Consider the following 21553-nt stretch of genomic DNA (forward strand, 5'->3'; position numbering starts at 1 on the left):
ACACAGTGGCTGCCCCAGAGGAAAGGCGCGCCGTCAAGGTCGCCCTGCTCGGTTGCGGGACCGTCGGCGGCGAGGTCGCCCGGCTGCTCACCGAGCAGGCCGGTGAGCTGGCCGCGCGGGCCGGCGTGCCGGTCGAGCTGGCCGGCATCGCCGTCCGCCGCCCGGACAAGCACCCCGAGCTGCCGCCGGAGCTGCTGACCGCCGACGCCGAGAAGCTGGTGACCAGCGACGACGTCGACGTCGTGGTCGAGCTGGTCGGCGGCATCGAGCCGGTGCGCGGCTGGCTGCTGGCCGCGCTGAAGGCCGGGAAGTCGGTCGTCACGGCGAACAAGGCCCTGCTGGCCGAGCACTCCGCCGACCTGTTCGAGGCGGCCGACGCCGCGGGTGCCGACCTCTACTTCGAGGCCGCGGTCGCCGGGGCCATCCCGCTGCTGCGCCCGCTGCGCGAATCCCTGGCCGGCGACCGGATCACGCGCGTGATGGGCATCGTCAACGGGACCACGAACTTCATCCTGTCCGCGATGGACTCCACCGGCGCCGGCTACGCGGAGACGCTCGACGAGGCCAGCCGCCTCGGGTACGCCGAGGCCGACCCGACCGCCGACGTCGACGGCTACGACGCCGCGTCGAAGGCCGCGATCCTCGCGTCGCTCGCGTTCCACACCCGGGTGACGGCGTCGGACGTGCACCGCGAGGGCATCGCCGACGTCACCGCCGCGGACCTCGCCGCGGCCCGGATGCTCGGCCGCACGGTCAAGCTCCTGGCGATCTGCGAACGCGTGACCGACGACGACGGCGTCGAGTCGGTTTCCGCCCGCGTGCACCCGGTGATGATCCCGCGCAGCCACCAGCTGGCCGGGGTGGGCGGCGCGTTCAACGCCGTCTACGTCGAGGCCGACGCCGCCGGCGAGCTGATGTTCTACGGCCAGGGCGCGGGCGGCGCGCCGACCGCGAGCGCGGTGCTCGGCGACCTCGTCGCGGTGGCCCGCAACCTGGTCGCCGGCGGCCGCGGCCCGCGCGAGTCCGCGCACGCGGCGTTGCCGGTGCGGCCGATGGGCCAGACGCCGACCCGGTACCACGTAAGCCTTTCCGTCGCTGACCGCGCCGGCGTGCTCGCCCAGGTGGCGCAGGCGTTCGCCGGGCACGGCGTGAGCATCGCGGCCGTGCGGCAGAGCGACGTCGGCGACCGCGCGAGCCTCGTCGTCGTGACGCACCAAGCCCCGGACGCCGCCCTTCAGTCCACTGTGGACGAGATCGCGAAGCTCGATGTCGTCCACGAAGTCGTCAGCGTGATGCGGGTGGAAGGCGAGGACCAGTGATCAGGCATCCCTGGCCGGGAATCATCGAGGCGTACCGGGACCGCGTCCCGGTCCCGGACGGGGCGCAGGTCGTCACGCTCGGGGAAGGCAACACGCCGCTGCTGCCCGCGCGCCACCTGTCCGAGCTGACCGGCTGCGAGGTCCACCTCAAGGTCGAGGGCGCCAACCCGACCGGGTCGTTCAAGGACCGCGGGATGACCGTGGCCATCACGCACGCGCTCGCCAGCGGGCTCAAGGCGGTGATCTGCGCGTCGACCGGCAACACGTCCGCCTCGGCCGCCGCCTACGCCGCCCGCGCCGGCCTCACCTGCGCCGTGCTGGTGCCCCAAGGCAAGATCGCCATGGGCAAGCTCGCCCAGGCCGTGCTGCACGGCGCGCGGATCCTGCAGGTCGACGGCAACTTCGACGACTGCCTGGAGCTGGCCCGCAAGACCGCGGCCGACTACCCGGTCACCCTGGTCAACTCGGTCAACCCGGTGCGCATCGCCGGCCAGAAGACCGCGGCGTTCGAGATCTGCGACGTCCTCGGCGAAGCGCCGGACATCCACTGCCTCCCGGTCGGCAACGCGGGCAACATCACCGCCTACTGGGCCGGCTATTCCGAGTACGCGGCCGACGGTGTGGTGAAGAACACGCCGAGGATGTTCGGCTTCCAGGCGGCCGGCGCGGCGCCGCTGGTGCACGGCGAGCCGGTGCGCGACCCGGACACGATCGCCACCGCGATCCGGATCGGCAGCCCGGCCTCGTGGACCGCCGCGGTGAAGGCGAAGGACGCGTCGGAAGGGCTCTTCGAGGCCGTGACCGACGAGAAGATCCTCGAGGCCTACCGGCTGCTGGCCGGGCGCGAAGGCGTGTTCGTCGAGCCGGCCTCGGCCACCAGCGTGGCCGGCCTGCTGGCCACAGCCGCCGACGGCCGGCTCCCGAAGGGGTCCCGCGTGGTGTGCACGGTCACCGGGCACGGCCTCAAGGACCCGCAGACGGCCCTGGCCGGCAACGTCGAGGTCGAGCCGCTGGCGGTGGACCCCTCGGCGGTCGCGGCGGCGCTGGACCTGCGGTGACCAGCGGGTTCACGGTCACCGTCCCGGCGTCGACGGCGAACCTCGGGCCGGGCTTCGACGCGTTCGGCATGGCACTGGGCCTGCACGACGTCGTCGAGGTGCGGGTCACCGACGCCGGCCTCAAGGTCGAGGTGGTCGACGCCGGCGCGGGCGGGGTCGAGGACGTCCCGACCGACGAGACCCACCTCGTCGTGCGCGCCATCCGCCGGACGTGCGCGCACCTCGGCGTCGAACTTCCCGGCCTGCACCTGCGCTGCTCCAACGCGATCCCGCACGCGCGCGGGCTCGGCTCGTCGGCGGCCGCGGTGGTGTCCGGCGTCGCCGCCGGGTACGCGCTGGCGGGCCGGGAGCTCGACGCGTTCGAGGCGCTGCAGCTGGCCGCCGGCTTCGAAGGCCACGCCGACAACGCCGCGGCGAGCCTGTTCGGCGGCCTCGTGCTGGCCTGGTGCGAAGGCGCGGAGTTCCACGCCGAGCGGTTCGCGCCGCACCCGGCGATCCGGCCGGTCGTCGCGGTGCCGTCGGTGCGCTCGGCCACCGCGACCACGCGCGGCCTGCTGCCGGCGACCGTGCCGCACGCGGACGCCGCGCACAACGCCGGCCGCGCCGCCCTCGCCGTCCACGCGCTCACGGCGAAGCCGGAGCTGCTGCTCGCGGCCACCGAAGACCGCCTGCACCAGCACTACCGGGCCCCCGCGTACCCGGCGAGCGGCGAGCTGGTGACGACGCTGCGTGCACACGGGGTCGCCGCCGCCATCTCCGGCGCGGGCCCCACGGTGCTCGCTTTGACCACGACGGGAATACTGCCGCCAGGGGTCGACGTTGAAGGCTTCGACGTCTTCGAGCTGCCCGTGGATCTCGCGGGTGTGCAGGTTGCGGCTCAGTAAAGGCTGGGTCACGTGCCTGCGGCCCGTCCCGCCACGCGGGGGGTGGTTGTTGCACCCGGCACCCGCGCGGTCTACCCTCGGGGGCGTTCGATCACCGTGCGTTTCCGCACCCGATGCCGGTCCTCTGGGATCGCATCCTTCGTTGATCCGCCGAATCCGCACCGCCTGGCGAGCGGGGTAACGCGGAGGAACGCAGGCGGGTTTCCGGTTTCGGCGGTGCCGAATTCCGTGTCCTCCGAATGGAGGACGCAAACCCCTGTGGTGGAGGCGCTCCAGCTGTGTTTCGCACGGCCGAAGAGCTCATCTCCCGTATCGGGGGGCAGTTACGCCGGTTCGCGATCAGAAGCGAGCGGCAGTCCGCTGATCCACCTGGAGGCGTGGATCGGTCAGGAAGGACATGTGTGAGCAACACCGATCTTTTGAGCGACGTGGGTAGCAGCGCCGCGGAGTCGAACGGCACCACCACCGCTCCCAGGAAGACGGTCGGCGGGTTGACCGGGAAGACCGTGGCGGAACTGCGTTCGCTGGCTGGGGAGCTCGGCGTCGGCGAGACGACGGGCATGCGCAAGGGCGACCTGATCGCCGCGATCCGTGAGCGTCAGGGCAAGTCGCGCAAGCGCCCGGCCGCCGAGACGCTGCCCCTCGAGGGCGTCGGCGAGCCGGCCAAGGCGTCGGCCCCGAAGGCCGAGCCCAAGGCCGAGGCGCCCGCCGCCCCGGTCGAGACCAAGCCGGAGCCGAAGGCCGCCGCGCCTGCCGCCGAGGTCCCCGCGGACACCCAGCCGCAGGCCGAGCGCCCGCAGCAGGACAAGCAGGACGGCCAACAGGGCCAGGACGGCCAGCCCGAGGAGGGCGGCCGCGGCCGGCGTCGCCGCGGTTCCAACCGCGCCGCCGGGTCGCCCGACGGCCAGGTCGGGGGCGACCGCCAGCAGGGCGGCGACCGTCAGCAGGGTGACCGCCAGGGCGGCGACCGTCAGCAGGGCGGTGACCGTCAGCAGGGCGGTGACCGCCAGCAGGGCGGCGGCAACCGTGACCAGCAGCGCCAGGGCGGCGGCCGGGGCGACAACCGCCAGGACGGCAACCGCCAGCGCAACCAGCAGGACAGCGGCAACCGCGGCGGCGGCCAGGACAACCGCGACAACCGCGCCCAGCAGCAGGACGACGACGAGGAAGGCGGCCGTCGCGGCCGTCGCTTCCGCGACCGTCGTCGCCGGGGCAGCGGCGGCGGCCAGCGTGACGGCGGTTCGCCGGACACCGAGATCCGCGAGGACGACGTCCTGCTGCCCGTGGCGGGCATCCTGGACGTGCTCGACAACTACGCGTTCGTGCGCACGTCCGGCTACCTCGCCGGCCCGAACGACGTGTACGTCTCGCTGTCGCTGGTCCGCAAGTACGGCCTGCGTCGCGGTGACGCCATCACCGGCGTCGTGCGCCAGCCGCGTGACGGCGAGCAGCAGCGGCAGAAGTTCAACCCGCTGGTGCGCGTCGACTCGATCAACGGCCTGGAGCCGGACGAGGCCAAGCGGCGGCCGGACTTCACCAAGCTGACCCCGCTGTACCCGAACGAGCGGCTGCGCCTCGAGACCGAGTCGCACAAGCTCACGACCCGCGTGATCGACCTGATCATGCCGGTCGGCAAGGGGCAGCGCGCCCTGATCGTGTCGCCGCCGAAGGCCGGTAAGACCACGATCATGCAGGACATCGCGAACGCGATCTCCACGAACAACCCCGAGTGCCACCTGATGGTCGTCCTGGTCGACGAGCGTCCGGAAGAGGTCACCGACATGCAGCGCTCGGTGAAGGGCGAGGTCATCGCCTCGACCTTCGACCGGCCGCCGGCGGACCACACCTCGGTCGCGGAGCTGTCGATCGAGCGGGCCAAGCGCCTGGTCGAGATGGGCCACGACGTCGTCGTGCTGCTCGACTCGATCACCCGGCTCGGCCGCGCGTACAACCTGGCGGCTCCGGCGTCCGGCCGGATCCTGTCCGGTGGTGTCGACTCGACCGCGCTCTACCCGCCGAAGCGGTTCCTCGGCGCGGCGCGCAACATCGAGAACGGCGGCTCGCTGACCATCTTCGCCACGGCGATGGTGGAGACCGGGTCGACGATGGACACGGTCATCTTCGAAGAGTTCAAGGGCACCGGTAACGCGGAGCTCAAGCTCGACCGCAAGATCGCCGAGCGCCGCGTGTTCCCGGCCGTCGACGTCAACCCGTCCGGTACTCGCAAGGACGAGCTGCTGCTGAATCCGGACGAGCTGGCCGTGACCGTGAAGCTGAGCCGGGTGCTGCACGCGCTCGACTCGCAGCAGGCCATCGACCTGCTGATCTCGCGGCTGCGCAAGACGAAGACGAACACCGAGTTCCTCATGCAGGTCTCGAAGACCGCCCTCGGCGGCGGCGAGGACGACTGAGCGTGCTCATCGGAGGCCTCCCCGCTCGGCCGCGGGGAGGCCTCCGGCACGTTCGGAATACCAGGTCAGCGGGGTGCGTTCCAGTGAGCGTCTGCCCGTCTGGCAGAATCATCCGCTGAAGTCCGGCGCCGGTTCACCCCGCGGAACGACTGGGGACCCGGAGCCAACGAGAGAGGACACCATGAAGAGCGGTATTCACCCCGAGTACGTGGTCACGAACGTGAACTGCGACTGCGGAAACAGCTTCACCACGCGCAGCACCAAGACCAGCGGCGACATCCACGTCGAGATCTGCTCGAACTGCCACCCGTTCTACACGGGCAAGCAGAAGATCATGGACACCGGTGGCCGGGTCGCGCGCTTCGAGGCTCGCTACGGCAAGCGGCAGAAGAAGGACGCCGACGCCAAGTAGCTTTTTCCACGGCGCCCACCCGCACGCGCGGGTGGGCGCCGTTGTCTTGGATGGACCGGGCTGAGAGGTGGCAGAGGTGGATTCGAGCTCGCTCAAGGGGCTGCTCGCCGAACACGCGGAGCTGGAGCAGCAGCTCGCGGACCCGGCGGTGCACGCCGACCAGGCGCGCGCCCGCAAGCTCGGCCGCCGCTACGCCGAGCTGACGCCGGTCGTGCGTGCCGTCCACGAGCTGGACACCACCCGCGACGACCTCACGGCCGCGCGCGAGATGGCTTCGGAGGACGCGGAGTTCGCCGCCGAGGCCGAGGAGCTGAGCGCGCGGATCCCCGACCTCGAGTCGAAGCTCACCGAGCTGCTGCTGCCGCGCGACCCGTACGACGGCTCCGACGTCGTGATGGAGATCAAGTCCGGCGAGGGCGGCGAGGAGTCGGCGCTGTTCGCCGGCGACCTGCTGCGGATGTACCTGCGCTACGCCGAGCGCCACGGCTGGAAGGCCGAGGTCCTCGACTCGGTGGACTCCGATCTGGGCGGCTTCAAGGACGTCACGCTGTCGATCAAGACCAAGGCGGCCGACGTCGACGGCGTCTGGTCCCGCCTGAAGTTCGAGGGCGGCGTCCACCGCGTCCAGCGCGTGCCGGCGACGGAGTCCCAGGGCCGCATCCACACGTCGGCGTCCGGGGTGCTCATCTACCCGGAGCCGGAGGAGGTCGAGGTCGAGATCGACCCGAACGACCTGCGCATCGACGTGTTCCGCTCCTCGGGCCCGGGCGGCCAGAGCGTGAACACCACCGACTCGGCGGTCCGGATCACCCACCTGCCGACGGGCATCGTGGTGTCGTGCCAGAACGAGAAGTCCCAGATCCAGAACCGCGCGCGGGCCCTGCAGGTGCTGCAGGCCCGGCTGCAGGCGATCGCGGAGGAGGAGGCGGCGGCGAAGGCGTCCGACGCCCGCAAGTCCCAGATCCGCACGGTCGACCGCTCGGAGCGGATCCGGACGTACAACTTCCCGGAGAACCGCATCTCGGACCACCGTGTGAACTACAAGGCGTACAACCTGGACCAGGTCCTCGACGGCGACCTCGACGGCGTGCTCGACGCACTGGCGACGGCGGACCGCGAAGAGCGCCTGGCCGCCTCGGCGGGCTGAGCCGCTCCACGGCGGCCCAGCCCTGAGGGGGATCAGCCGCAGGCGACCGGGCCGGCCGAGGCGCGGAACTGGTTGACCGAGCCGCTGCCCAGCGACAGACTGCCGGACACGTAGATGCACTTGCCGTCGGTCCCGGTCACCACCACTCCGCCCGCGTAGGTGGCGAACGTGCCCGAGTCGGTCACCGGAGTGGACTGGTCCGACCGGCGGATGCTGACCGACATCGAGTGCGACCCGGACGCGTCGTCGTAGACCTTCGCGCAGTTGGTGCCGCCGTTCGCGCCGGAGTACCAGAGGTGCAGCGAGCCGGCCAGGTCCCCGAGCTGGTTCTTCAGGGACTTCGGGAACCCGGAGACCTCACTGCCCGGACAGGTCGCCACCGTCGCGGCCTGGGCTTGCGCGACGGGCGCCACGACGACCCCCGCCACGACGACCCCGGCGACGACCGCGAACTTCCGTACGAGTGACCGCATCCTTGCCTCCACAGGTAGCGGTGCCCCGGGCCGTTCCCGGACCACCGCCGTCCCCACGTCCGGGAGGCCGGACCGGTTTAGCCAATCAGCGGACGGCGGGCTCCTCCGGCTCGCGGAACGCGTCGAAGACCTCCGTCACGGGCTCGGCGTCTTCTTCGGGCTCAGGCTCGGGCCGGGCCGGCCGCGGGAAGAAGCTCAGCACCGCGAACGCGAACGCGAGGAAGGTCGGGAACAGCGTCAGCAGCTGGTGCTTCACGCCCTCGACGCCCTCACCCAACGCCGACAGCCCGAACTGGCCGATCGCGAACAGCAGCAGGAAGAACACCACGACGCCGTACTCGCGCGCGCGGCGGCGGAACGCCCGGACTCCGGCCCAGCCGATCAGCAGCCAGAACGGCACCAGCACGAGCAGCCCCAGCGGCGCCGCCAGTGCCGACAGCCCCGAGAACACCGGCACGCGGTACTCCTTCGCCATCTGCGGGAACCCGGCCGACTCGGCGAAGCTGCCCAGCCGGGACGGGCGCGCGGTCAGGGTGTCGACCGCGCCCTGCTGGAGGATCTGCAGCGTGCGCGTCGGGTGGGAGGCGTAGTACTGGACCACGTTGCGGCGGCTGATCTTGTCGCGGAAGCCGGTGTAGTCCGCGTCCGTCCACGGGTGCGCCGCCCACCAGCCCGTGCCGATGAACTTCTTGGCGCTCTGCGGCAGGCCCAGCGCCGCCAGGTCGGCGTCCGTGTCGTGCTTGCCGTCGACGATGCTGTCGAACACCACGTGGTACATGTTCGCTTCGCGGTACTCGGCGTTGGCCGGGTCGCCGTGGGACTGGACCGCCGCCGTTCCCGCGCCCACGATCACCAGCACGCCCAGTGGCAGCAGCCACCGCGCGCGCCCCTTCGCGCCGAGCGGCCGGATCAGCGCCAGCGCCACCACGAACAGCGGGATCAGCAGCAGCGTCTGCGACTTCGCGTTGATGCCGATCAGCGCACCCACCACGGTGAGCGCCGCGCCCCAGTAGCGCCACGCGCCCGTGCGGTTCATCAGCAGCAGGCCACCGGCCATCAGCAGCATCCCGACGAACCCGGCGCCCTCGCTCAGCACCGACGCGAAGTAGCCGAAGAACGCCGAGTCGGCCATCACGAGCAGCAGCAGCACCGTGGCGATGACGCGGTTGCGGCGGCTCAGCTCCAGGCCGAGGACCGTCGCCGCGATGCCCACCGCGACGAGCACGCACGTGATCGCGCCGAGCACCAGCAGGTTGAGCTGCGCCGACGAGCCGAGCACCTTCCCCAGCTTGCTCGCGACCCAGTCGAGCCACGCCTGGCTCGAGATGTAGTCGCTCTTGCAGGCCGAACCCGGCCCGTAGCTGAAGTGCACGTAGAACTCGGAACTGAGCTCCGGGTGCCGGCCGCCGAGGTCGCACAGCAGGCGCCAGCCGTCGCCGTTGTCGGCCATCCCGACCGGCCGCGGCACGAGGAACCGGACCAGCAGGACGCCCAGGGAAAGGACGAAGACACCCAAGCCGAAGCGCAGTTCACGGAATCGCACTCGGAACAGCGTACGAGATCACGCAGAGTCGACGGGTGCCGCACCGGGAACGGGCGAAACGGGCCGGTCCCGGAACACGACGTAGTGGTAGAGCAGGTAGTTCCAGAACAGCCCGACGACGATCGCCGCGCCCTTCGGCACCAGCAGGTTGACGCCCGGGAAGAGGTGGCTCACCAGGGTGATGACCCCGAACTGGACCACCCAGAGCCCGAACGCCGTCACGCCGAAGAACAGCAGCGCCTGCCGCCGGATGTCGCCGTCCTTCGCGCGGAACGTGAAGTTCCGGTTCAGCGTGAACGACAGCAGCATGCCCGCCGTCGTCGAGAGGAAGTTGGCGACGAACGTCGGGACGCCCACCGTCGCCAGCAGCGCGTAGCCCAGTGCGTCGACGAGCGTGTTGCCGATCCCGACGATCCCGAAGCGCACCTGCGTGGCCGTGACGAACCTCATCGGGCGGCGCTCCTGGTCTGTTCGGCGGACTCCGGGACGCCGGTGCGCACCGACGCCACCGTGTACAGCGGCCGGTTCTGGACCTGCGAGTACGTGCGGCCGATGTAGCTGCCGAGCACGCCCAGCATGATGATCTGGATGCCGCCGAGGAAGAACATCGCGATGGTGATGAACGCCCAGCCGGGCACCGCGGTCTCCGGCGCGAACAGCTTGACGCCGACGACGTAGAGCACGCCGAGGAAGCTCAGCAGCGAGATCAGGTACCCCATCCGCGTGATCATCCGCAGCGGCGTGGTCGAGAACCCGAGGATGCCGTCGGCGGCGAAGCGCAGCATCTTCGTCAGCGGGTAGCCGGTGACGCCGGCGTTGCGCTTGTCGCGGTCGAACAGCACCGCCGTCTGCTTGAACCCGACGTAGCTGACGAGCCCGCGCAGGAACCGGTCGCGCTCGCGGTACTTGCGCAGCTCGTCGACGACCTTGCGGTCGACCAGCCGGAAGTCGCCGGTGTTCTTCGGGATCTCGACCGCGGCCATCTTCTGGAGGAACCAGTAGAACGCGGTCGCGGTGAACCGCTTGAACGGCGGGTCCCGGCGCGACCGGCGCTGCGCGTAGACGACCTCGTAGCCCTCTTCCCACTTCTCGAGCAGCTCGAGGGCCACCCGCGGCGGGTCCTGCAGGTCGCTGTCCATGATGATCGTGGCGTCGGCGTCCACCAGGTCGAGCCCGGCGGTGACGGCCATCTGGTGGCCGAAGTTGCGGGACAGCTCCACGACCGTGACGCGGGCGTCGCGCGCGCCCAGCTCGGTGAGCCGGTCCAGGGAGGCGTCCCGGCTGCCGTCGTCGACGTAGATGAAGCTGAAGTCGTACCGCCCGGCCAGCGGCGCGATCACCTCGTCGACCGTGCGGTGCAGCAGGTCGATGTTCGCTTCCTCGTTGTAGATGGGGAAGATGAACGCGACCCGGCGGCGCGTGGTCGGCTCGATCGGCACTGGCGCTCCCGGGGGTCGGCGTCACGGGCATCCTAGAGATCGGCGACGCCCTCGGCGAACACGGCCATCCGCTGTCCGTAGTCCTCGGCCGGGCCGAAGTGGACGGCCACCGCGTCCGCCCCGGCCAGGATATACGCCCGGAATCGCGCGATGGCGGCCTCGAGATCGACGCCGTTCCATTCCATTCTGGCGGTGACCCGTGTTTCGCGGCCGTTTGTCATGCCAGTGAGCTTTCCGGCGCGCTCGCCGACCCCGGCGGGAGACAGGCCGGCGCTCATCCAGCCCGCGCCGATCCGCGCGGCCCGGCGCAGCGCCGCGTCCGAGTTGCCGCCGACGGTGATCGGCACCGGCCCGGCCGGCCGCGGCTCGAAGTACCCGCCCCCGGGGCCGCGTCCGGCGCGGAACAGCTCGGCGAGCAGGTCGAGGGTGGCGTCGGTCCGCTTGCCGCGCGTCCGGAAATCCGCACCGACCTCGGCGAACTCGGGCTCGTTCCAGCCGGTGCCGACGCCGAGGTCGAACCGGTGCCCGGAGAGCCGGTCGAGCGTCGCGACCTGCTTGGCCAGCGCGAACGGCTCCCGCAGCGGCACGATCAGCACCGACGTCCCGAGCCGGATCCGCTCGGTCCTGGCGGCGACGTGGGCGAGCGTGACGAGCGGCTCGTAGACGCCGCCGAAGACGTCCCCGAAGGCGCCGGGCGGGATGAGGTGGTCGGGCAGCCAGGCGGCGTGGTAGCCGAGGTCCTCGGCCAGGCGGGCCAGCTCGGCGGGACGCGCGGGGTCGAGGTCCGGCTGCTCGTTCGGGAGCACGACTTCCAGGAAATGTTCGGTCATGCCGGCGACGTTAGATCTTCACATCGGTGTGAAGGTCAACTTGCCAGGGGGGTAAATGCGGATCGGCGAGCTCGCGGGACGCACCGGTGTCAGCACCCGGCTGCTGCGCTACTACGGGGAACAGGGGCTGCTGACGGCTTCGCGCGACGGCAACGGCTACCGGACCTACGACGAGGACGCCGTCGTGCGCGTGCGGCAGATCCGGCGGCTGCTGGCCGCGGGGCTCACCACCGAGGTCATCGCTTCGGCGCTGCAGTGCGCTCGAGGTGAGGAGGCCCACCTCGACCTGTGCCCGGAGCTGGCCGGCTTGCTGCACCGCGAACTGACCGCGATGGACGACCGGATCGGCGTGCTGCAGCGGCGCCGGAGCACGCTGGCCGGGTACTTGTCCGCCGACGGCTGACGGCGTCTCGATACGCTGGACGGCGCGGGACCGGCGCGTGTCCTGACGGGGGAGTTCCGCCTGGTGTGCCAGGCTTGACGAGGTGAAGGACGACGAGTGAACCGGCAGCCGCTGCGCCTGGCCATCATCGAGGCCACCCGCATTCTCGAACGCGCCGGCGTCGCTTCGCCGCGGTTCGACGCCGAGGTGATCGCGGCGCACGTGCTCGGGGTCGACCGCGGGCGGCTGCCGATGGTGCCGCTGGTCGATCCGCCGGTCGTCGAGGCCATCGGGCAGCTCGTCCAGCAGCGCGCGAAGCGGATCCCGCTGCAGTACCTGACCGGCTGGGCCGCGCTGGGGGAGATCAGCGTCGCGGTCGGCGCGGGGGTGTTCGTGCCGCGGCCGGAGACCGAGCTGCTGCTCGAGTGGGGCGTGAAGTTCCTGCAGGGCCGCGAGTTCCCGGTCGTGGTGGACCTGTGCACCGGCTCCGGCGCGCTCGCGCTGGCGGTGGCGCACGCCCGCCCGGACGCGGTGGTGTACGCGGTGGACGTCGACCCGCAGGCACTGGCCTGGGCCCGGCACAACGCGGACGTCCACGCGGACGCGGGCAACACCCCGATCCGCCTGTATTCGGGCGACATCGGCGACCCGACGATGTTCGCCGAGCTGGACGGCCTGGTCGACCTGGTGCTGTGCAACCCGCCGTACGTCCCGGAGGGCACCCCGGTGCCGCCGGAGGTCGCGGAGCACGACCCGCCGCGCGCGGTGTTCGCGGAGGAGAGCGGGCTGGCGGTGATCCGCCACGCGATCGCGGCGGGCGCCCGGCTGCTGCGGCCCGGAGGCGGACTGGCGATCGAGCACGACGACACGCACGGCTCGGCCGTTCCGGCGCTGGTGCGGGCCCGGCGGGTGCTGACGGGGGTCGAGGACCACGCGGACCTGACCGGGCGGGCCCGGTTCGTCACGGCTCGAAGGCTGGGCTGAGCAGCCCTGCTCGGGACCCGCCCTCTGGGGCGTGCCCTTGTCCGGCGTGTCGAGACCCCGGGCGAAAGGCGGGGAAAGCCAACGCCACGGCCTCGTTGTCCACATCACGGCCCGCCTGTGGACAAGACTTTCGTTGTGCGGCAAGCGGGTAAACCTCCTGCCGCGGCAGAATTCCGGCACGGCGGCTCAATACGGTCGATCACCGGGAACCACCTCCCCGTGGGTTCCCAGTGAAGGAGCCGCAGATGCGCCCCAGCACCCCGAAAGCGCTCGCCCTGCTCGCCGCGGTCACCGTCCTCAGCGGGCTCGGCGCCGGCACCGCCGCCGCCGAGCCGCTCACCCGTGGCTGGCCCGCCCCGATCGACGCCGCCCACTGGGAGAACCAGGACCACATGACCTGGTCCGACTACACGAAGGTGCCCGGGACGAACTGGGCCGACCCGAGCGTCAAGCCGACCCAGCGGACCTTCCAGGGCGCGGTCGTCCTCGCCGACTACCCGGACGAGGACTTCGTCGTCACGAAGCCGGCGAACTCGACGGTGTTCGGCAACCCCGCGCCGACCGCCGCGAACATCCCGCGGGCGAACGTCGCGCAGTACTACCAGGACTTCCTCAACAAGCCCGAGGCGCTCAACAACGGGCACACCATCAACGAGTACTGGATGGAGGACTCCGGCGGCCGCTTCGGCGTGCAGCTGACGGCGTTCGGGCCGTACCGGATGCCCGGGCAGTCCTACGAGTACGGCATGGAGTTCCAGCCGAGCGCGTGCCCGCCGGGTGCGAACTGCACCCGCGACATCCGCAAGGACGCCGGTGCCGCCTGGCGCGCCGACGTCGGTGACGCCGCGAACCGGTTCGACTTCGTCTTCTACCTCTCCGCGGGCCAGGACGAGAGCTCGACCTGGCAGGAGTTCGGCGAGATGAAGTTCGGCACCAAGGAGAACGTGCCTGACGCGTTCGGGCCGCCGAACCACGACCTGCCCAACTACGCGGCGACGCGGTACGTGCCGTGGACGTCGTGGAAGTCGGCCGCCGGCATCTGGCCGAACGCCGCGGACGGCAGCTCGGTGCAGGCCGAAAGCTCGGGCCAGTCGACCTACGCCCACGAGTTCAGCCACATCCTGGGCATCGGCGACAACTACAACAACCCGTTCGGCGTCCCGCCTTCGCGCAGCTACAGCGGGCCGTGGGACATGCTGTCGCGCGGGACGTTCAACGGGCCCGGCGGCCCGCACACGCGCTGGCAGATCCCGGCGACGCAGGGCAGCTCGATGGGCGCCCAGCACCAGCTGCGCAACAAGCTGAAGCTCGGCATCGTCGACCCGGCGGACGTGCTGCAGCTCGACCGGAACGACCTGGCGAAGACCGGCCCGGTGACGGCGCGCATCACCGCGCGCGAAACCGAGGCGCAGCCCGGCGCGTTCACCGGCCTGAACATCAAGCTCACCGGCGGCGACAAGAGCCCGAAGTGCGACCGCGCCAAGGACCCCTTCTGCGACGGCGGCGGCTACGACAACTACACCGTCGAGGTCGTCGACCGGATGGGTTCGGACTCCTTCGCCCCCGACTCCGGGGTCCTGATCACCAAGACGAAGAACCAGGACAACGCCCCCTTCGACTGGGTGATCGACGCGAACCCGCAGGACATCGGCATCACCGACTACACCAAGCCGGACGGCACGCCGGTCAAGATCACCGTCGGCGACTACCGGCAGCTCGACGACGCCCTCTTCAAGGCGGGCACCGAGGCGGCGAGCCCGTACGAGTACACCGACGAGGTGAACCGGCTGAAGTTCCTGATCACGGACCTGGCCCGGGACCGCACGGGCATCCTGTCGTACACGGTGACGGTGGCCTCGCTGGACGGCTCGGGCAGCCAGGCACGCGGCGCCGCGCTGACCCCGGCGCTGCCCGCGTTCGCCCGCGGCGGGCTCGCGACCTGCGACTTCGGCCTGCTCAACACGGGCTCGGCGAAGGGCGCGCAGGCGCCGTACGACAGCGACACCTACCGGCTGAGCGTCTCGACCGACGCGAAGGGCTGGGAGGTCCGGCTGCCGAACGAGCTGGCGACGGCGAAGTTCGGCGGCCACGTGAAGGTGCCGGCGTACGCGAAGCGCGGCGCGGGCGGTGACCTCGCGGCGCGAGTGAAGCTGACGGCGACGTCGGTGAGCGACCCATCGAAGACCGCGACGGCGAGCTGCGCGGCGTTCGGCTTCTGACCGTGTCCGGCCGGGCCGCCTCGGCGGGGCCCGGCCGGTCACGGCGGCTCGTGCACGGCGGACGTCGGCGCCCCACCTCCGGGCGGGGTCGTCGAGTCCGCGGGAGTCGGCTTCAACAGGACGCCGACCGCCGCGCCCGCCACCGCCGTGGCGATCGTCGTCGCGGCGGCCACGGCGATGGTCGTCACCGGAGTGATCAGGGAAGCGAAGCTGCGGAAGTCCCGGACGTGACCCCACTGCAGCCCGGCCGCGAGCGCCAGCCGGCGTTCCCAAAGCAGGCCGAGGCCGATCGACAGCACGGTCACCTGCCCGGTCCGGATGGCCAGGGCCACCCACACCGTCTGCGCCGGCGAGTACGGCGCGGTCGCCATCGCCAGCAGTTCCGACGGCAGCAGCGCCAGCAGCAGGAAACCGGCCTTCACCGTCGGCCGATCGCCTCGCACGACCGGGTAGAACAGGCCGAACAGCCCGCCGTACGCCACCCAGCGCAGCAGCCGGACGAGCTGCTGCACCTGGGTCGCCGTCGTCATCCGGCCGAGTTCCACGTCGGCGCCGAAGAAGATCAGCCAGCCCTCGTAGGTCATCACCGGCAGCGCCAGCACGGCCGCCGCGGCGGCGCCGAAGAGCAGGTTCCGCCTCGGCGAGAATCCGCCCCCGGACCCGAACGCCTCGGTTCCCGGCGAAACCTCCGGCGGCGATGGCGACCGGCCCACCGTTTCGTCCCACACGGCCCTCAGGCTTGCGGACGAGGTCGCCTCCTTGGCCGCCCGTTCCGGCGCGGCGCGGACGATCGCCACGCCGATTCGGTCGACGAAGCGCTGCCACAGCACGCTCCGCACGAGATCGCGGTGCTCGGCCACCGAGATCCCGGCCAGGCGCATGCCCGGCGCGGTCCGGGACCGCGGGACGAGCCACTGCAGCGTCACCACCAGCGACAGCGCCGCCACCGCCGGGCCGAGCAGCGTCAGGTAAGCCGGGATCGCCGCGATCACCGCGACCGCGATCCCGGCCGCCCGGGTCAGCGGCTCGGCGTAGAGGCCCGGGTCCGCCGAGAGCCGGTACAGCTGGACGATCAGCAGCACGAGCAGGGTCAGCAGCAGCACCGTCGCGGCACCGACGCCGATGCTCATCGGCTGGCCGAGGGCGGGGACGCTCATCAGGCCGCGTGGCGGATCGCGAAGCAGCGTCACGAGCGGCGCGATCAGGAGCACGCCGAGGACCACAGCCCCCGCGTACCCGAGTTTGCGGTGCCGCGGGAACAGCAGCGGCACCAGCGCGACCGGCACCGGGGTCAGCAGCAGGCCGATGCCGAGCGCTGCCACCGTGCCGTAGTCCAGCTGCGCCTGCTCGAACAGGAAGTCCAGGACGACCGCGCCGGGGACGAGCGAGAAGCCGAGCAGCGCGGCGAGGACGTCCAGGTCACGACGCCGGACCAGGCGCGCCGCCGGTGCCAGGAGCAGGCCCGCGACCACCGCCCCGCCGAGCATCGGCAGCGCGCCGTACCACGTCGGCCGCGCGACCGCGATGCCCGCGGCGGTCAGCACCACCGCGAGCACCGGCAGGTAGCGGCGGAGGCCACCGGCGAACGCGGGCTTGCCGGTCGTCCACCGGCACCAGCCGGCGGTGAGCACCGGCGCGACGACGACGACCAGGGCGAGCACCACGTCCCGCAGCGCCCGGCGGACGTCCGGCACCGCAGCCGACTGCTGGGTCCACAACAGCACCGACGCCAGGACCGGCACCGCCGTGAGGTACAGCGCCGCGCCCCGCCGCAGCGGGCGCCGCAACGGATGCTCTGAGCGAGCGCCCGCCACCAGGAGGATCAGCCAGGGCACCGCCATCGCGACGTGCCAGAGGACCGGCCCGCGCGTCAGCGACAGCACGTTCGTCGCCTCGGACGCCTCCGCCGCCGACGGGTCGACGCCGACCGAGACGTACAGCGCGTCCTGCACGCGGCCGGTGAACGTCAGTGCTTGGCGGTTCACCATCGTCGGTTCGTCGCCGCCGGAGCGCACCTGGGTGATCGCGACGCCGTCCGCGCGCACGTTCAGCGTCCGGAGTGCGACCTGGCCGGTCCGGTCGTGATCCGACTTCTCGACCAGCACCTGGGCGCGCACCTGCACCGGACGGCTCGACACGAGCAGTCGCGCGTTGAGCCCGGTGGGGCCGTACTCGACGACCGGCGCGGCGTAGGTGCCGTCCGCCGGGCCACCGGCCACCATGTGGGCCAGTGCCGCACCGCCGACGACGCCGCTGCCGACGGCCGCGACGAGCGGATCGGTCCGGGGGACCGTGATGACGTAGTCGGTGTGCGCTTCGATGCCCCGCAGGCTGGTGCGGAAGGTCACGGTCACGTCCGCGACGCGGGACAGCGACGCTCCGGCCGCGATAGCGGCGTCCTGCGCGGTGGAGTACGGGGTCAGCGGCGGAAGGACGACCTGCCGGGTGGGCTGCAGGGTCCCGGACACGACCGCGATGACCACCGGTGCCGCGGCGAGCAGCCCGGCCAGCGCGTACCGGATCGGTCTCGGCAGCCTCATCGGCCCAAGGTAGGTCGGTGCCCGGGGGAAACCGGTGTCCGTCGATCAAGTTCGCCGGGACGGCTCAACCGGGTGCCCGGTTCGTGGGCAAGCCGTGACCTCCCGGGTGTAACGGGGGCCTCGCACGGGCGGCGCTAGGCTCACCCCATGAGCGTGGTCTACGACTGCAGCAAGCGGGAGTCCCGGGCCGACGGACTGGCGGCGGCCGCGGGCGCGGTCCGGTCGAGCAGGCTGGTCGTCCTGCCGACCGACACGGTCTACGGCATCGGCGCCGACGCGTTCGACGCGGGCGCCGTCCAGGCGCTGCTGCGCGCGAAGAACCGCGGCCCCGACATGCCGGTCGGCGTGCTCGTCGGCTCGTGGTCCACTGTGGACGGCCTGGTGCTCGGCGTGCCCCCGCAGGCGCGCGCGCTCATCGAAGCCTTCTGGCCGGGCGACCTGTCCATCGTGCTCCCGCACGCGCCGAGCCTGCAGTGGAACCTCGGCGACGCCCGCGGCACGGTGATGCTGCGGATGCCGCTGCACCCGGTGGCCCTGGAGCTGCTGCGCGACGTCGGCCCGATGGCCGTGTCGAGCGCGAACGTCTCGGGCCGGCCGCCGGCCAGCACCGCGCAGGAGGCGCAGGAACAGCTCGGCGACTCGGTCGCGGTGTACCTCGACGGCGGGTCGAGCGGCGAGCCCGTCGCGTCGAGCATCGTCGACCTCACCGGCACCGAGCCGGTGGTGCTGCGGGAAGGCGCCGTGGGCAAGGAAGCCATCGCGGAGGTGCTCGGTGTGCCCGCGGAATCGTTGGCCTGAAGCCGGATCACCTCGACGACCGCGGCACGATAGCGTGTCGCGGGTGACCCCGACCCCGCGAGCGTGACGCACCCGTGCCGCCCACATCCGGTCTTCTCCCCATCCGGGAATACATCCTCGTCGCGCTGACCGCGACGGCCGTGACGTACCTCCTCACCGGCGTCGTGCGCCGGATCGCGATCCGCGTCGGCGCGATCGCCAACCCGCGGGCGCGCGACGTCCACGTCGCCCCGATCCCGCGGATGGGCGGGATCGGCATCTTCCTCGGCGTCGCCGGCGCGATGGGCCTGGCCCACCAGCTGCCCGCGCTGTCGCACGGCTTCGACGCGTCGTTCGACTCGGTCGGCGTGCTGCTCGCGGCCGGGGTGATCTCGCTGATCGGCGCGCTCGACGACCGGTTCGAGCTGGACGCCTGGACGAAGCTGGCCGGCCAGGTCATGTGCGCCGGGATCCTGGTCATCTTCGGCGTGCAGTGGGTCTCGTTCTGGGTGCCGTGGGGCGGCAGCGGCGACTCGTTCGGCTCGGTGCTGGTGCTCGACAAGAACCAGGGCGCGCTGCTCACCGTCGTGATGGTCGTGGTGATGGTCAACGCGATGAACTTCGTCGACGGCCTCGACGGCTTGGCCGGCGGCCTCGGCTTCATCGCGGCGGCGGCGACGTGCGCGTTCTCGCTCGGTCTGCTGGACAGCTCCGGCGGCGACGTCGGCACCTACCCGCCGGCGCTGATCGCGGCGACGCTCGCCGGCGCGTGCCTGGGGTTCCTGCCGTACAACTTCCAGCCCGCGAAGATCTTCATGGGCGACTCGGGCTCGATGATGATCGGCCTGATGCTCGCGGGCGCCACGACGTCGGCGTCCGGGCGCGTGCCGTACCCGCAGTTCAGCGGCAAGGACGCGATCGCGCTGCTGTCGCCGCTGGTCGTCGTGGCGGCGGTGCTGTTCGTGCCGCTGCTGGACCTGATCATGGCGGTCGTCCGCCGCACCCGCCGCGGCGAAAGCCCGTTCGCGGCCGACAAGATGCACCTGCACCACCGGCTGCTGGAGATCGGCCATTCCCAGCGCCGCGCGGTGCTGCTGATCTACTTGTGGGCGGGGATCCTGGCGTTCGGAGCGGTCTCGGTGACCCTGTTCGACGACGCCGCGGCGCTGTGGATCATCGGGGTCGGCCTGGTGTTCGCGGTGGTGGTCTCGATCGTCCCGCGGCTGCGCTCGCGCAACCAGCCGGGAACCTGACCGGCCGCGTTCTCTACACTCGGGTGCTGAACCGAGCAGGGAGCCAGCCGTGAGCGAGACCGAAACCGAAGCGCAGGAGAACCCGCACGCCAAGGTGGTGCTGCAGGCCGCCCGCGCGATGACGAAGGCTTCGCTGCTCGTCACGCCGCCCGCGGTGATCGTCTGCATCGTGCTCTTCAGCATCCTGAAGGGCATGCCCGGCTTCCTCGGCTCGCTCGTCGGCGGCGTGCTCGCCATGCTGGCGTCGCTGTCCACGCTCGGCCTGATGAAGTTCAGCGCCGGCCAGGACCCGATGTTCGTCATGGTCATCGCGCTCGGCGGGTACGTCGTGAAGGTCGTCCTGCTGTTCGGGGCCCTGACGCTGCTGAAGGGCGTCACCGCGCTGCACCCGCTTTCGCTCGGCATCACGATGATCGTCGCCATCCTGCTGGCCGCCGCGGCCGAGTTCGCCGCCTTCCGCAAGACCAAGATCCCGACGATCATCCCTTCCTGAGGCCTCCTGACGCCGGTCCGTTTTGCCGGGGACTTCCGTTACTCACGGTGAGCTCGGCTGCGGCCGCCCGAGTGTGACCGGTGCCACAAAAGTGCGCCTTCGTGCGCCCGCGGAAACCTGCCCGGGACCCGTCGCCTGCACCGTTGCCGAGCCGGTCCCGCCCGGGTCCGGACCTGGGTCCCTAGAGGACCCGGGACTTAGGTCCTGGGCTGATCGGTGGGTATGGAGTACGCGTGTACGGCACTGATTGACCTGCTGGTATGGTCCGCGTCAAGGGTGGCGGCCTCGGCCGCACGCTCCCTAAGACGAACCGCGATCAGCAGTGTGGCGACCGTGTAGTTCCGCCTCTCCGCCGCTGGTCCGAAGTAGACCGCAGGGCAGTGTTCACGCGAGACAACCCCGTGTGCAGAACGTGAAGGTGTGTTCTGCGAACTGTGGGGTAGCCGCCTCCGGCGTCCCGATACGTATCGGGTACGTTAAGTCCAGATCGTGACGATTCCCCCGGCGGAGTGAACGCCGGCCGGGAGAACCGGAAGGAGCCCAGTGGGCGCGCTGGTACTGACCGAGGGTGGCACTTTCACGCCCCCCGGTGTGGCGGACTTCAACCTGCCGCCTCTTTTCGGCTCCGGGTACTGGGGCAGCTTCACCAAGCCGATGCTGCTCGTGGTGATCTCCGTGGTCATCATCGTCGCCTACTTCATGCTGGCGACCCGGAAGCTGAAGGTCGTCCCCGGCAAGGGACAGTTCGTCGCCGAGTCGATCTACAACTTCGGCCGCAACAACATCGCGCGGGAACAGATCGGTTCGAAGGACTTCAAGCCGTTCATCCCGCTGATCCTCGGCCTGTTCGTCTTCGTGCTGGTGAACAACCTGTTCGGGATCATCCCGTTCTTCCAGTTCCCGACGATGGCGCGGATCGGGTTCCCGCTGGCGCTGTCCGTCCTGGTCGTTTACCCGGTGTACCACTACGTCGGGATCAAGCGCCACGGCTTCGGGCACTACCTGAAGAAGGAACTGGCGCCGCCGGGCATCCCCGGTTTCGTGCTGCCGCTCTACTCGAGCATCGAGTTCGCGCAGAAGTTCTTCATCGCGCCGGCCACGCTCGCCATTCGTGTCTTCGCCGCGATGTTCGCCGGGCACCTCATCATCATGGTGTTCACGCTCGGCGGCAGCTTCCTGCTGACGGAGACCAACGGCTTCGGGCTGAAGCTGGTTTCGCCGGTGGCGTTCCTCTTCGCCATCCTGATGACCTTCCTCGAGGCCTTCATCCAGGTGCTGCAGGCCTTCATCTTCGCCCTGCTGTCGGCCGGGTACATCGGCGCCGCGCTGGCGTCGGAGCACTGAGAAACACAAGCCCCCGATCCACGCGAGCGCGTGGACCGAAGTGAA

At 71.3% G+C, this 21553-nt stretch carries 19 protein-coding genes; 13 read left to right on the forward strand and 6 right to left on the reverse strand.

What is annotated here, in order from left to right; genetic code table 11:
• Positions 1 to 5 precede the first annotated feature (5 nt).
• The 6 genes from OG738_RS19050 to prfA all read left to right on the forward strand — a co-directional run bounded on the left by OG738_RS19050 (position 6) and on the right by prfA (position 7231).
• Positions 6 to 1319, forward strand: coding sequence for a homoserine dehydrogenase (locus OG738_RS19050; RefSeq protein ID WP_442875909.1), 1314 nt, complete (start codon positions 6 to 8; stop codon positions 1317 to 1319).
• On the forward strand, positions 1316 to 2377 hold the full coding sequence (gene thrC, locus OG738_RS19055) for a threonine synthase (protein ID WP_329055673.1): 1062 nt from the start codon (positions 1316 to 1318) through the stop codon (positions 2375 to 2377). Before OG738_RS19050 ends, thrC begins: the two co-directional genes overlap by 4 nt.
• Entirely contained in the window at positions 2374 to 3261 is an 888-nt protein-coding gene (gene thrB / locus OG738_RS19060; RefSeq protein WP_329055675.1) for a homoserine kinase, read from the forward strand. The genes thrC and thrB overlap by 4 nt, the downstream gene beginning before the upstream one ends.
• A gap of 401 nt (positions 3262 to 3662) precedes the next feature.
• A complete protein-coding gene (gene rho, locus OG738_RS19065) occupies positions 3663 to 5672 on the forward strand; it encodes a transcription termination factor Rho (RefSeq protein WP_329055677.1) in 2010 nt (669 codons plus the stop codon).
• 181 nt (positions 5673 to 5853) lie between these two features.
• Positions 5854 to 6084 (forward strand): 50S ribosomal protein L31, encoded by a 231-nt coding sequence (rpmE, locus tag OG738_RS19070; protein ID WP_284744227.1) that lies wholly within the window; start codon positions 5854 to 5856, stop codon positions 6082 to 6084.
• Between the two features lie 76 nt (positions 6085 to 6160).
• Positions 6161 to 7231, forward strand: a complete 1071-nt coding sequence (gene prfA / locus OG738_RS19075; protein WP_329055681.1) for a peptide chain release factor 1 — start codon at positions 6161 to 6163, stop codon at positions 7229 to 7231.
• Positions 7232 to 7263: 32 nt separating this feature from the next.
• Here the strand turns inward: prfA and OG738_RS19080 are convergent, their stop codons facing one another.
• The 5 genes from OG738_RS19080 to OG738_RS19100 all read right to left on the reverse strand — a co-directional run bounded on the left by OG738_RS19080 (position 7264) and on the right by OG738_RS19100 (position 11516).
• The gene (locus OG738_RS19080; RefSeq protein ID WP_329055682.1) at positions 7264 to 7704 is read right to left on the reverse strand and encodes a hypothetical protein; all 441 of its coding nucleotides are present in this window, start codon (positions 7702 to 7704) and stop codon (positions 7264 to 7266) included.
• A gap of 85 nt (positions 7705 to 7789) precedes the next feature.
• Positions 7790 to 9247, reverse strand: coding sequence for a glycan biosynthesis hexose transferase WsfD (wsfD, locus tag OG738_RS19085; protein WP_329055683.1), 1458 nt, complete (start codon positions 9245 to 9247; stop codon positions 7790 to 7792).
• An 18-nt stretch (positions 9248 to 9265) separates the two neighbouring features.
• Positions 9266 to 9697, reverse strand: coding sequence for a GtrA family protein (locus tag OG738_RS19090; RefSeq protein ID WP_329055684.1), 432 nt, complete (start codon positions 9695 to 9697; stop codon positions 9266 to 9268).
• A complete protein-coding gene (locus OG738_RS19095) occupies positions 9694 to 10686 on the reverse strand; it encodes a glycosyltransferase family 2 protein (RefSeq protein ID WP_329055685.1) in 993 nt (330 codons plus the stop codon). The genes OG738_RS19090 and OG738_RS19095 overlap by 4 nt, the downstream gene beginning before the upstream one ends.
• 32 nt (positions 10687 to 10718) lie before the next feature.
• Positions 10719 to 11516, reverse strand: coding sequence for a TIGR03619 family F420-dependent LLM class oxidoreductase (locus OG738_RS19100; RefSeq protein WP_329055686.1), 798 nt, complete (start codon positions 11514 to 11516; stop codon positions 10719 to 10721).
• 55 nt (positions 11517 to 11571) lie between these two features.
• Here OG738_RS19100 and OG738_RS19105 point away from each other — a divergent pair, with 55 nt between their 5' ends.
• The 3 genes from OG738_RS19105 (at position 11572) to OG738_RS19115 (ending at position 15101) form a co-directional block, all read left to right on the forward strand.
• A complete protein-coding gene (locus OG738_RS19105; RefSeq protein ID WP_329055687.1) occupies positions 11572 to 11919 on the forward strand; it encodes a MerR family transcriptional regulator in 348 nt (115 codons plus the stop codon).
• Positions 11920 to 12015: 96 nt separating this feature from the next.
• Positions 12016 to 12882 (forward strand): peptide chain release factor N(5)-glutamine methyltransferase, encoded by an 867-nt coding sequence (gene prmC / locus OG738_RS19110; RefSeq protein ID WP_329055688.1) that lies wholly within the window; start codon positions 12016 to 12018, stop codon positions 12880 to 12882.
• Positions 12883 to 13127: 245 nt separating this feature from the next.
• A complete protein-coding gene (locus OG738_RS19115) occupies positions 13128 to 15101 on the forward strand; it encodes a M6 family metalloprotease domain-containing protein (protein WP_329055689.1) in 1974 nt (657 codons plus the stop codon).
• Positions 15102 to 15139: 38 nt separating this feature from the next.
• Here the strand turns inward: OG738_RS19115 and OG738_RS19120 are convergent, their stop codons facing one another.
• Complete coding sequence (locus OG738_RS19120; RefSeq protein ID WP_329055690.1) at positions 15140 to 17641, reverse strand: hypothetical protein; 2502 nt, start codon at positions 17639 to 17641, stop codon at positions 15140 to 15142.
• 147 nt (positions 17642 to 17788) lie between these two features.
• Here OG738_RS19120 and OG738_RS19125 point away from each other — a divergent pair, with 147 nt between their 5' ends.
• From OG738_RS19125 to atpB, 4 genes are all read left to right on the forward strand, one after another.
• A complete protein-coding gene (locus tag OG738_RS19125) occupies positions 17789 to 18439 on the forward strand; it encodes an L-threonylcarbamoyladenylate synthase (RefSeq protein WP_329055692.1) in 651 nt (216 codons plus the stop codon).
• A 74-nt stretch (positions 18440 to 18513) separates the two neighbouring features.
• Positions 18514 to 19671, forward strand: coding sequence for a glycosyltransferase family 4 protein (locus tag OG738_RS19130; protein ID WP_329055694.1), 1158 nt, complete (start codon positions 18514 to 18516; stop codon positions 19669 to 19671).
• Positions 19672 to 19720: 49 nt separating this feature from the next.
• Positions 19721 to 20164 carry a hypothetical protein gene (locus OG738_RS19135; RefSeq protein WP_329055695.1) on the forward strand — a complete coding sequence of 148 codons (444 nt, stop codon included), beginning with the start codon at positions 19721 to 19723 and terminating at the stop codon, positions 20162 to 20164.
• A gap of 543 nt (positions 20165 to 20707) precedes the next feature.
• Positions 20708 to 21508 carry a F0F1 ATP synthase subunit A gene (gene atpB, locus OG738_RS19140; protein WP_329055697.1) on the forward strand — a complete coding sequence of 267 codons (801 nt, stop codon included), beginning with the start codon at positions 20708 to 20710 and terminating at the stop codon, positions 21506 to 21508.
• The last annotated feature ends 45 nt before the right edge of the window (positions 21509 to 21553 follow it).

The organism is Amycolatopsis sp. NBC_01488 (genome assembly GCF_036227105.1).
GTDB lineage: Bacteria > Actinomycetota > Actinomycetes > Mycobacteriales > Pseudonocardiaceae > Amycolatopsis.